General features: G+C 39.5%; 9 protein-coding genes. 3 read left to right on the top strand and 6 right to left on the bottom strand.

All coding sequences use genetic code 11. From position 1 onward, the window contains the following. Positions 1-105 precede the first annotated feature (105 nt). Positions 106-1,503 (bottom strand): magnesium transporter, encoded by a 1,398-nt coding sequence (locus H5114_RS14125; RefSeq protein WP_124017975.1) that lies wholly within the window; start codon positions 1,501-1,503, stop codon positions 106-108. Between the two features lie 151 nt (positions 1,504-1,654). On the opposite strand from H5114_RS14125, the gene H5114_RS14120 reads away from it, so the two are divergent. Next, positions 1,655-2,140 carry a glutathione peroxidase gene (locus tag H5114_RS14120; RefSeq protein ID WP_182723264.1) on the top strand — a complete coding sequence of 162 codons (486 nt, stop codon included), beginning with the start codon at positions 1,655-1,657 and terminating at the stop codon, positions 2,138-2,140. Positions 2,141-4,009: 1,869 nt separating this feature from the next. Here the strand turns inward: H5114_RS14120 and H5114_RS14115 are convergent. The 5 genes from H5114_RS14115 to H5114_RS14095 all read right to left on the bottom strand — a co-directional run bounded on the left by H5114_RS14115 (position 4,010) and on the right by H5114_RS14095 (position 11,437). Then, positions 4,010-5,791: a M1 family metallopeptidase gene (locus tag H5114_RS14115; protein ID WP_182723263.1), complete on the bottom strand. Its 1,782-nt coding sequence runs from the start codon at positions 5,789-5,791 to the stop codon at positions 4,010-4,012. A 616-nt stretch (positions 5,792-6,407) separates the two neighbouring features. Then, positions 6,408-7,379: a PstS family phosphate ABC transporter substrate-binding protein gene (locus H5114_RS14110; protein ID WP_124017972.1), complete on the bottom strand. Its 972-nt coding sequence runs from the start codon at positions 7,377-7,379 to the stop codon at positions 6,408-6,410. A gap of 757 nt (positions 7,380-8,136) precedes the next feature. After that, entirely contained in the window at positions 8,137-9,432 is a 1,296-nt protein-coding gene (gene phoR, locus H5114_RS14105) for a phosphate regulon sensor histidine kinase PhoR (protein WP_124017971.1), read from the bottom strand. 174 nt (positions 9,433-9,606) lie between these two features. Beyond that, positions 9,607-10,296, bottom strand: coding sequence for a phosphate regulon transcriptional regulator PhoB (gene phoB / locus H5114_RS14100; RefSeq protein ID WP_011638217.1), 690 nt, complete (start codon positions 10,294-10,296; stop codon positions 9,607-9,609). 196 nt (positions 10,297-10,492) lie between these two features. Next, positions 10,493-11,437 (bottom strand): porin, encoded by a 945-nt coding sequence (locus H5114_RS14095; protein ID WP_124017970.1) that lies wholly within the window; start codon positions 11,435-11,437, stop codon positions 10,493-10,495. Positions 11,438-11,762: 325 nt separating this feature from the next. Here H5114_RS14095 and rdgC point away from each other — a divergent pair, with 325 nt between their 5' ends. Next, entirely contained in the window at positions 11,763-12,674 is a 912-nt protein-coding gene (gene rdgC / locus H5114_RS14090) for a recombination-associated protein RdgC (RefSeq protein ID WP_124017969.1), read from the top strand. A gap of 18 nt (positions 12,675-12,692) precedes the next feature. Next, positions 12,693-13,250 (top strand): glutathione S-transferase family protein, encoded by a 558-nt coding sequence (locus tag H5114_RS14085; RefSeq protein WP_124017968.1) that lies wholly within the window; start codon positions 12,693-12,695, stop codon positions 13,248-13,250. Positions 13,251-13,303 lie beyond the last annotated feature (53 nt).

Genomic DNA, 13,303 nt, shown 5'->3' with positions numbered 1-13,303 from the left:
CTAAAAAAAATGGCCTTGAGCAATTCAAGACCATTTAGACAAACTAATTTATTGTGGATGTTCATGCTGTAAAACGTGAGCAATCAGTGATTAGAGTATTTCTGTTTACAGGTACAGTATGGTCGCTAATCCCAAGAAGGTAAAAAAACCTACCACGTCGGTCACAGTGGTGAGAATAACCGATCCCGATAAAGCCGCATCTTGATTAAAACGCTGTAAAATCATCGGTACCATCACCCCGGCAATAGCAGCAACCGCCATATTGATTAAAATTGCACAAGCAATAACAATACCCATGATCGTATCGTCAAACCACCAACCCGCAATGATACCAATGACAATTGACCATAGCATGCCATTAAGCGCACCGATCCCTAGCTCATTTTTCATCAACGACATGACGTTACCAGCTGAAATTTGACCCATTGCCATACCACGGATCATCAACGTTAATGATTGGCTCCCCGCAATCCCCCCCATTGATGCCACAATGGGCATCAATACCGCTAATGCAACAACCTGCGACAATACATTCTCAAATAAACCAATGGTAGCAGAAGCTAAAAATGCAGTAAGTAAGTTAATCCCTAGCCACACGGCACGACGTTTGGCACCAATGACAATTGGAGCAAATAAATCGTCGTGTTCATCCATACCTGCGGTTGCCATTAGTTGTGCTTCATAATGTTCACGCACTAAGGCTGTCGCTGTTCGCAATGTCATGCGGCCAATCAATATACCGTCTTCATCAACAACCGGTAATTCAAGCTCACGACTATGCTCAATCGCTTCGGCGGCTTCAATTAAAGATGAATCAGCGGAAATAACTCGGCTGTCATCCCATTTTAAGACGTGCAGTTGAGTGTCAAGATCTGCCGTTCTGAATACGTCATAACGCCGCACTGTTCCTAAATATTTATCGTTACTATCGACCAAAAATAGGTGGTCATTACAATCTAAATCGATTCGACGAAAAAAACGTTGTCCTTGTGCAACGGTAGAATTAAGACTTAATGCCAGCATCTGGTGATCGGCATAACGACCGATTTCATTTTCAGAATATTGATCATACAGTTCGAAGTGCTTACGCTGACGCTCGCCCATCTGAGCCAATGCACGATCAGTAATATTGTCAGGTAACGAATCACTCCACTCAATAAGATCTTCAGGACTTAATTGAGAAAAGAGTAAGTCTAATTCCTCGTCGGGCATTTTCTTTACAATGCCTAAACGAGGATCGGCGCGCATTAAATTTAAAACGTCGACACGTTCTTCAACATCAACTTGCTGCCAGCGTTCATAACGCTCATCCAGTGGTAACGATTCGAGTAATAGTGCAATGGTGCCCGGCTCGGCTTCAGTTAAGATCTCACTGAACATTTCAGCCTGCTCATCACCTTCTGCTTCAGTTAACAAATGTACCACTTGGCTGACATCTGCTTGTGGTTGCGAACTGGTGTCGATTTCATCTTCAGAGTTAAGTTCGTTCTTTACATCATTCATAAGCCCGTCCTTAATTCTTAGTAGTAAAATATGCGCAAACTATATTGAAATTAGTATTGATAAGCAAACAGATAAATTAAATTGCCCACAACTTAATTGCCAACTAATCATGTTTATAATATAGTCTATCTTTCATATAAAGGAGCATCTGATGACTGCAGCAATTTATTCTATTAGCGTAAAAGATATTCAAGGCAAAGACCTTGTCATGGAGCAGTTTAAAGATAAGGTCTTGCTTATTGTTAACACTGCAAGTAAATGTGGATTTACTCCGCAATACAAAGCACTTGAGGATTTATATCAGCAATATAAAGATAGAGGTTTAGTTATCTTAGGCTTTCCTTGTAATCAATTTGGTAAACAAGAACAAGGTAACGAAGATGAGATCAGCCAATTTTGCCAACTAAATTTTGGCGTAACATTTCCACTGTTTAGCAAAATTGAAGTTAATGGTAATAACAGTCATCCTTTGTACCAACATCTTAAAAAGTCTGCCAAAGGTCTTTTAGGGAGTGAATCTATTAAATGGAACTTCACTAAGTTTTTAGTTGATAAACAAGGGAATATCCTTGAGCGCTATGCGCCAACCACTAAGCCAGAAGAGCTTAATACTATTATTGAAAAGTTACTCAGTTAATCACTCGAATATTGTCATTACGTGCGCAATAGGTGTTTACGCTAGGCGATTGATATCATATTAATCGCCTTACTGTTACCAAGAAGACAGAAATAAATTGACGCGTTAGCTCCCTTTGCAATGTTTAAATTTAACCATCAAATTTAAATCTCAAAAACAGCAAAAATAATACAAACCTAAGCTACTGATAGTTATAAAATATAAAATTTATATCTTTATTTCGATAAAAATTTGTATCTAGATTGAACTTTTTAACCATCAGGTACTCAAACTTAGTAACAGTGATATTCACTTTTTGTTCATCATCTCCCTGGGACTTCTAGCGCGGTCCCCTTGATCGCTAAGTCGATCGATAGGCAATCATTTGATTGCCTTTTTTTATGTTTGTTAAACACATCATTCACTCTGGATTACATGACCTCATTATTCTGATACAAGCTTATTTGCCGCTAAATCTTAGTTACCGGCTTTGCGCGATAAACGTTAACGAAATCTTACTCAGCAATTATTTTTAAATTTTTTTGTCACTGAGTGAACTTTTACCAATCCCCCTAGTCAGAATATATGTAACCAGTAAGGAGACAAACTCGTTAAACCGTTCTCCAATGTTTAGTTTGTATTTACTTGTTACAACAGCTTTATGTGTATTGTTCATCATCATCCCTATTTGGCGAGTATTAACACGCTAGCGCACCGTTAATCACAACCCACAAAGAACGACTTAGGCAACCATATTGGTTGCCATTTTTTTAGCTTATATTTGCCAATAATCTTTATCTGTTGGCATCACATCGACGCCTTCCTGAGCATACACAATAGTTTAAAAGTAGCTTATAAGACCAGACCCAGCTAAAGCGCTAAAAACCAACCTATTGATAAACTAAATAAAAAAAATCACTCATTGCATAATATAAACGCTATATACTCATGATCTTTGGCTATTATCCGCAAAGATATACGCTGAAGACACCGAAAATATGACTCTGATAAATTAAATTCAAAAAAAATCTTTTTTTCAGTGAACTTTCCTGATGACAGCCAGTCTTATTAATTGTACGGAGTAAGAATAGTTTAAGTAAGTGCAGCATAATGAGTTAGCTTCTCCATCAGCGTTAATTGATTATTGCTAAATTATTGACATCACTTATCACAAGTTTTTAGTTAGGATTATTACTACTATACCGTTTTATGTTCATCATCATTCCTATTTAGGCAGTATTAACACGCTAGCGCACCGTTAATTACGACCTACAAAGAACGACTTAGGCAACCACATTGGTTGCCATTTTTTTGCCATTAATGTGTGAAATCCTTTTACACATGATATTGATCATCCGCCCAAAGAATTGAGCAGCATCAATAATGCTAATAGCTCAACAATCCCAAACGAGTTAGGTTAAATTTTGATCTTTAATGGCGCAGTTATTATCAAAATACTGGCTTCACTCCGATAAAGGCCACTCAAAAGAGATCAGCATCTGTGCAAAAGTCCATCGATAACTGAAGCGATTTATCGCACGCAAAATAAATTCAAAAAAATCATTTTTTCAGTGAACTTTCCTGATTATGCCCAGTCTTATTAATTGTACGGATAAAATGTAGTTTCAAATGATTGCCATATAATGAGTTAATCTTCATCCCCCGAGTTAATTGATTATACGGCTAAATGATTCACGCGGCTTATGCCATACGCCAGTTTAGATTAAGTTATTGCAACACAGTTTATTGTTCATCATCATCCCTATTGGGAAGTATTAACACGCTAGCGCACCGTTAATAACAACCCGCAAAGCATTATTTTGGCAGCCAATATGGCTGCCATTTTTTTATCATTTTTTGACAAAAACAACGCAATAAAAAGGTTAATACTTAAATTATCAGTAGTTTGTCTAGCTGTACTTGAAGAGAAGGATGATAGCCAGGGCGCGCTTTTGCATAAATATCGAGTAATTCTTGTTGGTAACCGGCTATTTGTAACTCAACAAACAAGGGTCTAACAAATTTGCCTCGACCTATACGGCATAGGTAGCCACTTAATGCAGGTAACACAGGATCAAAATGATTACGGATGGCAACTCGATACCAATCACAGGCTATTTCTGCATTCGGGCTATTTGTTAACGTAAATGTAGCGTCTAAATCTAATAATACCGCTTGGCTGACCACTAAAGGTAATTGGGTGAGGAAATACTGCCAGTGGTGAACTCGCCACCCATCGACCTGTAACTCAATTGCAGGAGTACCTTTAATAATAGCCTCAACGGCTAACTCAACTTTATCTAAACTGCTTGAGGTTGGACCGATAAACCATTGAGGTAATCCTTGTCCATACACCCACTCGTTAAGCTCTGATAACGTTAACTTATCATGATATTCCACCAACAGCGTTTGCTTGGCATAATCAATAAATGTTTCAGTGGTAATGGCGCTAAACGAAAAATAATCGACATATTGAAATAGGAACTTATCAAATGCAGCTCGGCCTAATCGACTTTCAAGCTCATGCACAAACATCGATGCTTTATCGTAGGTAAAGCGATTAAATGCCAGATTAGGATCGCGATCTTGCACATTGGCTGGTAAGGTTTGACTGACTAAGGGAGTAGATCCCATTTCCTCTTGCAAACGTCCGTACTCGATAACCCATTCGAGTTCTGCCTGCTCTTCGCCATAAACCGCTTCTACAATACGATTAGTAAAATAAGTGGTAAATCCCTCATTGAGCCATAAATCTCGCCAAGTTGCATTACTGACTAAATTACCCGTCCAAGAATGAGCTAATTCGTGAGCAACAGTTGAAACAAGACTTTTATCACCAGCAATTAATGTCGGGGTCATAAACGCTAACATGGGATTTTCCATGCCACCAAATGGAAAGCTTGGTGGCAAAATAATCATGTCAAAGCGGCCCCAAGCATAAGGTCCTAATATGGACTCAGCGATTTGGATCATCGACTCGGTATCTTCAAATTCTTTGACAGCCGCAGCAAGCATGCCGGGTTCAGTATAAATACCACTTCTGGGACCTGTTGCTTGAAAGCTTAGCTCTCCAACCGCTATCGCGAGTAAATGTGTCGGGATCGGTTTATTCATGCAAAATGTAAATACACCATCATCTGGCATGTCAGGGATATTTTCGGCACTCATTACCGCACGTAAACCCTGGGGCACATTGATGGTTGCATTAAAGGTTATTCGTGCTTTTGGGGTATCTTGCAAAGGTATCCAGCTACGCGCGTTGATGGGCTGTGATTGGCTAAATAGGTAAGGTAATTTTTTACCTAAGGTTTGTTGCGGTGTAAGCCATTGAAGCCCTTGAGCGTTTGTGGATGTACGATAATCAATCACCACCTCATCGACTTGCTCCCCAATATCTATCACCAGCTTTTGACCGAGTATGTCACTCACATCACTCATAGTATACGACAACGGATTAGCGTGACTGTCGGTGATAGCTTGTATGAGTAAATCTCGGCAATCTAACACTAATGAGACTGCCGATATGGTGCGCGTAAATTGCAATCGGGCAACGCCGATAAGTTGCTGTAAGTCAAAATCAACCACGAGATTAAGATCAAGATGATGCACACATAAAGCATCCGTATTGGCGCTTGAATGGTAATCGTGTTGTACGTTCCATTTTGCAGTCACAAAAAACCCTTACTTGGCAGAGAAACATCAAATCCAGTAACGATAATAGCATTAGCATCATCAAAATGTGCCGTATTGGGTCACAGAGGAATATCGATCACAGGAAAAGCAAAATAATAAGCCATCAATTTAGACTTGATGTTTGCCATGCGACGAATGGCATAAACCTAAAACATAACGCGAAGTAAATCACATTCACAATGTATGCCTTAATGTATTTCGGGTAAAAGACGAATAAAGCGCCAGAAACCAGAAAAATCTATCTAGATTATAATGAATACAACCCATTAAAAAATAAAACGTTTTAATCTCACATCTTATTTTGCCAATCTTATTTTTATATAAAAATGCATTTTTTTAGTATCATCGGGAACTAACTCAGAAATGATGAGTCATATTATATGAACCAAATTTGAATTACTTTTTATGTACCAAGTAGCTTCTTATTGTTCATCATCATTCTCCTATTCGATAGTTGTAAAAATCTATCAACAGCATTGCCCTTAGCAATAGCAGCAACCTCTTAGTTAGGTTGCTTTTTTTTATATTTTTTTTCACGTTAAAAAACAAAAAAGGCCTCAAAGAGGCCTTTTTAAGTTTACTGAAAGTGAGTTAACTAAAGCGTAATACCGACTTTCTCTAAATCTTTTGAAATCACAGATGTTGGTAATGGAACATAACCATCTTTCTCAACAATTTGCTGACCTTGCTTAGACAATACGAAGCGTAAGAATTCACGATCCATTGGCGATAGGTCTTTATTAGGATGCTTGTTCACGTAAACATATAAGTAACGTGATAGTGGGTAAGTACCATCTGCTGCGTTGGCTGCTGATGCTTCGATAAACTTATCACCTTTCTTAGAGATAGCTACCGCTTTTACGCCCGCTGTTTTATAACCAATACCAGAGTAACCAATGGCATTAAGTGACTGAGAAACAGACTGAACTACAGAAGCAGAACCTGGTTGCTCGTTCACGTTTGCACGGAAGTCACCTTTACATAATGCTTTTTCTTTAAAGTAACCGTAAGTACCAGATACTGAGTTACGACCGTAAAGCTGAACGTCTTTAGCTGCCCAGTTGCCGTCTAAACCAGCATCGCCCCAACGGTTGATTTCTTTACCGCCACACTTGTGTGTAGAAGAGAAGATAGCATCAATTTGTTCAATGCTTAAACCTGTAATTGGGTTATCTTTGTGTACGAATACAGCTAAAGCATCGATAGCAACACGAACCGCTGTTGGCTTATAACCGAAATGCTTTTCAAATGCTTCAACTTCGTTAGGCTTCATTTTGCGGCTCATAGGACCGAATTGAGAAGTACCTTCAGTTAATGCTGGTGGCGCAGTTGAAGAACCCGCTGCTTGGATTTGGATATTAACGTTTGGATAGATGTGTTTAAACTCTTCAGCCCATAACGTCATCATGTTTGCTAATGTATCAGAGCCAACAGAAGACAAGTTACCAGAAACACCACTTGTTTTTTCATATGATGGTAAAGTTGGATCTATAGCAGCCATAGATGCTGCTGAGAATACGCCAGCGGCTGTAAGAGTAATTGCGCCGACAAGTTTTTTCAGTTTCATTGTAATGCTCCAGAATTAAGCGTACTAAGTTTTTAAAACGTAGTCAGTATCGACCTCATTGATGACAAGTCTATGACGTTGATGTGACAGTTAGATGACACAAGGTTCAAAAGTATTACATGAACAAATACAAAAAATAACACAATTAATATCAAACACTTAAAATCAATGCGAATATAAATTTGCCTGTAAAATAATAAACAATAGCCAATTCCAGCTTAACTAAATTAACTACTTGTCACAATAATACTGACAAGACAAGCTTATGACACAAAATTACCCCGCATAAGTTTATCGCACTTAAGAAGTGTAAAATGGCCTAAACTCACCGAAGAAGGCAAACGCTGATACTATTGATAAACTTTAGCGAGCTTAAAATAATAAATTAAACCTTAATCACTTACTGGCAAGGTTTATAACCTATATGTCACAGCATTATGACGGGTATTCTTGTTGTCGGTTGTTAGCGATTGTTATCCCTTGTTGTTAGCGCTTAGTGATAGCTAATGCCACACAGAAAGCTAACATGTTTGATAATGCAAAGTTTAGCCTAACGAAAACCAACAGCTTAAGCCTATGCATAATGCAAAGATAAACGAGATAGATATATGTGTTCAGCTTAGCTCAAGCCTACTTGGTAAGCGGTCTTTCGCAACACAAGTGTGCCTGAGTCATATCAGTCAATCTCAACTAAGATTAGCCAAAATTAAGTCATAAAAAAACAGCATAAATGCTGTTTTTTTATTAATAACTGCAACTATTGTCGCACTAACAAATGAGATGGAATGATAAAACTGAAGATACTGCCTTTGCCATACTCGCTGGTAACGTTAAGCTCGGTGTGATGATGGTTTAAAGCGTGCTTAGCAATAGCTAACCCCAAGCCTGTGCCACCGGTTTTACTCGAGCGAGCATTATCGACTCGATAAAAGCGTTCAGTTAAGCGATTAATATGTTGCGGCGCGATGCCAACACCGGAATCTTTAACCGAAAAAAGTGCGCCAGTTGCCACACTTCGCCACGATACCGCAATCGTCCCCCCAGGAGAGGTGTAGCGAATTGCATTTGAAATTAAATTTGAGCAAGCACTGCGTAATTGCAACTCATTACCATGAGTATTCAACCCCGCTTCACAATTAAACACTAAGGTATATTCGGTACCAGCAAGAGCTTTAGCTTCTTCTTTAAGAATATCCATCATCAACGTCATATTGACGATTTTCGATAAATCGAGATCGACAGCATCTTCAATACGTGACAATGCCAACAACTGCTCAACCATCGACTGCATTCGAGTCGTTTGTTGTTGCATTAGTGATAATGGTTTTTGGTTAGGTGAATTTGCATCCTCCATGCTTTGCATGATTTCTAAATAACCTTGCAATACCGTTAATGGCGTTTTCAATTCATGGGACACGTTAGCCACAAAATCTTTACGCATGCCTTCTAATTGATGTATTCGGGTAACGTCTCGAGCGATTAGCAGCAACTGACGATCACCATAGCTCATGACTCGAATTTCAAGTAAACGCTTATCTGAGACAGGAGACGGAATTTCTAATGGTTCGTTATATTGGGCATCTTTTAAATAAACTGAAAAATCAGGATGGCGGATAAGGTTATCTATTCTCTGGCCATTATCTTGAGGCCAAACAAATCCTAAGATTAGCTGAGCCAATTTGTTGCACCATAAAATATTGTGCTCGGCATCCAGAACAACGGCAGCATCAGGTAATGCTTCAGCTCCTTGGCGAAAGCGGCCCAATAAGGTAGCAAGTTGACCTACACGACGACGATTTTTTCCTTGTAAACGATAAAGACCATTAAACACTCCTTCCCAACTTCCTCTACCTTGAGGAGGTGTAAGCTTTTTATCTTTCCATAACCAGAAGTTTAACCGAGCGATTTGGCGATAGTGCCACACGAGCAATACAATTGTCCCCGTAAGCATAACGCCGACAACATGGTCAAATAAAGCCCCGACCAGCATAAATAGAACAAGCAACATCGCTAAGCGAAAAAATAAGCGATATCCAGAATACGAGATAAACATAGGCTACCTAAATTCGAAAGTAACGCCGCCAACACATTCAGTGCCGTTACTGATTATTAGGGCTAACAACGAAGCACAAGATAGCCTAAAAAGGCTATTATGGCTAGACAGCAAAAAAAGCGTTTCTAAAAGCTCTGTCTAACATGACAAAACTTTTAGCGCTGCCAATACGAATTACATTCTGGTTGAAAATCGGTAACCTGCACCGCGAACAGTTTGGATCAATTTATCGTGTCCACCCTCTTCGACCGCTTTTCGTAAGCGTCTGATGTGAACATCGACAGTGCGATCTTCAACATACACGTTGGTGCCCCACACGTTATCGAGTAACTGCTCTCGGCTGTAAACTCGCTCTGGATGGGTCATAAAGAAATGCAATAAACGAAACTCAGTCGGCCCCATATCGAGCACAGCATCACCGACGGTCACCCTATGACTGACAGGATCAAGTTGCAGTCCTTGCACATCAATAGTCTCTTCTAACCGAGTTGGTGCACTTCTTCGCAAAACGGCTTTAATGCGAGCGACGAGTTCTTTAGGTGAAAAAGGTTTAGTTATATAGTCATCAGCGCCGACTTCAAGGCCTTTGACTTTATCTTCCTCTTCTCCACGTGCTGTCAGCATAATAATTGGGATCTGACGAGTAAATTCATCTTGCTTTAAACGTTTAGCTAATTGAATGCCACTGCCACCAGGGAACATCCAATCTAATAAGATTAAATCTGGGTATGGCTCTTTAAGCAACTCAATCGCCGAATCAAAATCTTCAGCAGCAGCTGTCGTAAAACCATGTTGATCCATCACAAATGTCAGCATCTCACGGATTGCTGATTCATCTTCTACTATTAAAATCCTAGCTGTCATATTGGGTTTCTACGTTAATTTGCCACGGGACTATTATTGGACATTTTTGTTACAGATTTATGATATAACGCTTGATTCTGGCATTAAATACGCCATTTTGTCATAAAAAATTCATTACTGTTATTTAGATATAACAAAAAAGGGCTTAAAGCCCTTTTTTATTGATTGCAGATTTAACCGTCAAATAACGACAGATTTAGAACTTATGTTCGATACCTACACCAACGTAGCTGTCATCTTGATCGTTTGAATCAAATGAGTTTGCAGTGTAAAAAGCAAATAACTTGGTTGGCTTACCTAACTTGTAGTCAGCGCCAACAGACCATGAATTACCTTTATTTTCCATGTCTAAGTACTGTGCTTTCAAAGTAACATCATTGATGTCATATGCTGAGCTTAATAAGTAGCCATTGTCTTTAATACCGCTGTCTAGTTTTTCTTGCTGCTGATACATACCACCAATAACTAAACCGGCCACTTTACCTTGAACAGTAGCACGTGCAGTGTCATAACCTTTTACTTTTGAATCGTAAGCAATTGCAGCGTAGATTGGTGTGCTTTTTAATCCAGCATCACCGTACATTAGCGCCATACTCACGCCATCTTCACCTTCTACGTTACTACCAACAACTTGATCTGCATCACCAGAGGCAACATAAGTCACACCCGCTTGGAAATCACCAAATACTGGCGTGTAGTAAGTTGCGGTTTGAGCCATGCGGTTTTCACCTTTAAACATGGTTTTCATATCGCCAGAAAGGTCGTTGAATTGATCAATTTTACCTTGAGATACTTTAAGGATTGTGTCGTTACGACCAACTGATACTGCACCGAAGTTACCTTTTAAACCAACAAATTGGTTACGTGCTAAAAAGTTTTCTTTGTTTGCATCACCTGTGTTGACTTCATATTCGATGGTATAGAAAGCTTCTAATGATTTGCTTAACTCAAACGCACCGGTTACACCAAAACGTGATGCATTACTTTGAATTGTCGTTTCAGTGACATCAGCAACATCATTTGATTGTGCTGTTACGTTTAACTTACCGTAAACTTGAAGAGGATCTGCGGCGTATGCACTTGAAGCTACTGAGGCTGCGATTGCAGAGGCTAATAGTGTTTTGCAAAAAACGTTCATCATTTCATCCTTTCGACGCATATATCGTCATGGTTATTCTGGGTTAGTTGTATCGGAACGAGATGAATTCTGCCTTGCAAATGTTTCAGAAATATTTCACTGATAGATGAAATCCACATTCTGACTGTTTCAAACCATTTAACCCTATAGGAAACCTCGATACAGCAAGGGTTTCAAGCTGAGTTATTGTAATGTGACAGTTTAATGAATTCTCATCCTGATGACTGAACCTGTGTTGCGACTGATGCTTTTTTGATGGTTTACCACTTTGCCTCTATACCGTAAACTGCTGTCACTGAATTTTCCTGTTAATTAATGAGAGCCTTCTATGTGGTTTAAAAATCTCACCTTGTACCGTTTCAACAAACCGTTTACGACAGATACCGAAACATTAGAGAATGCCTTAGCTGACTTCACTTTTTCTCCTTGTTCGAGCCAAGACATCAGCAAGTTTGGTTTTTCAAATGCTTTAGGTAAAAAAGGCCAAGCATTAGTGCACAGTGCTGAAAACCGTCATTTAATTTGTGTCACTAAAGAAGAAAAAATTCTCCCAGGCCAAGTGATTAAAGAAGCCTTAGATGAAAAAGTGGCGGAGATTGAAGATCAAGAGAACCGTAAAGTCACTAAAAAAGAAAAAGACACCATTAAAGATGAAATCACCATGACGTTGTTGCCTCGGGCATTTTCTCGTCGTAGCCAGACACACGCACTTATCATGCCTGAACTGGAAATGATTTTAGTCGATAGCTCTAGTGCGACTAAAGCGGAAGAGTTATTAGCATTACTGCGTAAAGCCTTAGGCAGCTTACCTGTGATCCCGTTAAGCTATGCAACTCCAATCGAGTCAACGTTAACCCAGTGGTTACAAGCAGGTGAAGCTCCTGCACCATTTGAGATGCAAGATGAAGCCGAACTTAAGTCTGACTCTGATGAAGGCGGTATCGTACGCTTTAAGCAACAAGTGCTCCAAGAAGATGAAGTGCTCGCTCATATTGCAACAGGCAAGCAAGTACACAAACTAGCCTTACATTTTGGCCAGTCGATTGCCTTTTTAATGCAATCTGATGCCACGATTAAACGTCTTAAGTTTTCTGAAGAATTTAGAGCAGGTAATGATGAAGTCGGTACAGAAGACCCATTAGCCCGTTTAGATGCAGATTTTGCCTTAATGGGCAGTGAATTAGTCGCGTTTATTAATGCGGTTAATCAAGCTTTTGGTCCACTAGAGCAAAGCGTGTAATCCAACTAAGGACACAATATGAAACTATACGGAAGTTATACGTCACCTTTTGTTCGCCATTGTAGAATTGCACTACTTGAGTCAACGCTCGATTACCAATTTATTGAAACCGATCACGCCACCAGCGCGACGTTATCGCCGACTAAACGGGTGCCTTTTTTACAAGATGGTGAGTTAACGCTAACCGATTCTAGTGCCATATTGCGATATATCCGCAGCAAGTCGGACAAGCCGTTCCTTGAAAGCACTGTCGAGCTTGATCAATATTGTATGATCAATACAGCACTGGACAGCACAATCAATTTATTCTTCTTGTCTCGTGATGGGGTCGATATTGAGCGCTTTGATTATACCATCAGACAGGCGCAGCGAATTGAGTCGACATTAGTGCAGCTTGAAACATTTGAATTGCCTTTGCATGGCCCTTTTAATGATGTACAGCTAAGACTGGCCTGTTACCTCAGTTGGGCGATATTCCGCCAACGTATACATATCGCTAACTACCCTAAGCTAAAACTGTTTTTAGCGGCAGTTGAAAAAGAGCCGTTTTTTATTGAAACCGCCCCGCAGACATAAGTTAACACGATAAAATATGCCCTGAATTTCAGGGCATTTTTTTATCTACAACA

The organism is Shewanella sp. SR43-8, assembly GCF_014163775.1.
In the GTDB taxonomy this organism is placed as follows: Bacteria; Pseudomonadota; Gammaproteobacteria; order Enterobacterales; family Shewanellaceae; genus Shewanella; species Shewanella vesiculosa.
This window is presented reverse-complemented; position numbering and strand designations above follow the sequence as displayed.

Excerpts from the sequence above, each read along its gene's own strand:
- H5114_RS14125 (WP_124017975.1), bottom strand. The coding sequence starts at position 1,503 with ATGAATGATGTAAAGAACGAACTTAACTCTGAAGATGAAATCGACACC.
- H5114_RS14120 (WP_182723264.1), top strand. The coding sequence starts at position 1,655 with ATGACTGCAGCAATTTATTCTATTAGCGTAAAAGATATTCAAGGCAAA.
- H5114_RS14110 (WP_124017972.1), bottom strand. The coding sequence starts at position 7,379 with ATGAAACTGAAAAAACTTGTCGGCGCAATTACTCTTACAGCCGCTGGC.
- phoR (WP_124017971.1), bottom strand. The coding sequence starts at position 9,432 with ATGTTTATCTCGTATTCTGGATATCGCTTATTTTTTCGCTTAGCGATG.
- phoB (WP_011638217.1), bottom strand. The coding sequence starts at position 10,296 with ATGACAGCTAGGATTTTAATAGTAGAAGATGAATCAGCAATCCGTGAG.
- H5114_RS14095 (WP_124017970.1), bottom strand. The coding sequence starts at position 11,437 with ATGATGAACGTTTTTTGCAAAACACTATTAGCCTCTGCAATCGCAGCC.
- rdgC (WP_124017969.1), top strand. The coding sequence starts at position 11,763 with ATGTGGTTTAAAAATCTCACCTTGTACCGTTTCAACAAACCGTTTACG.
- H5114_RS14085 (WP_124017968.1), top strand. The coding sequence starts at position 12,693 with ATGAAACTATACGGAAGTTATACGTCACCTTTTGTTCGCCATTGTAGA.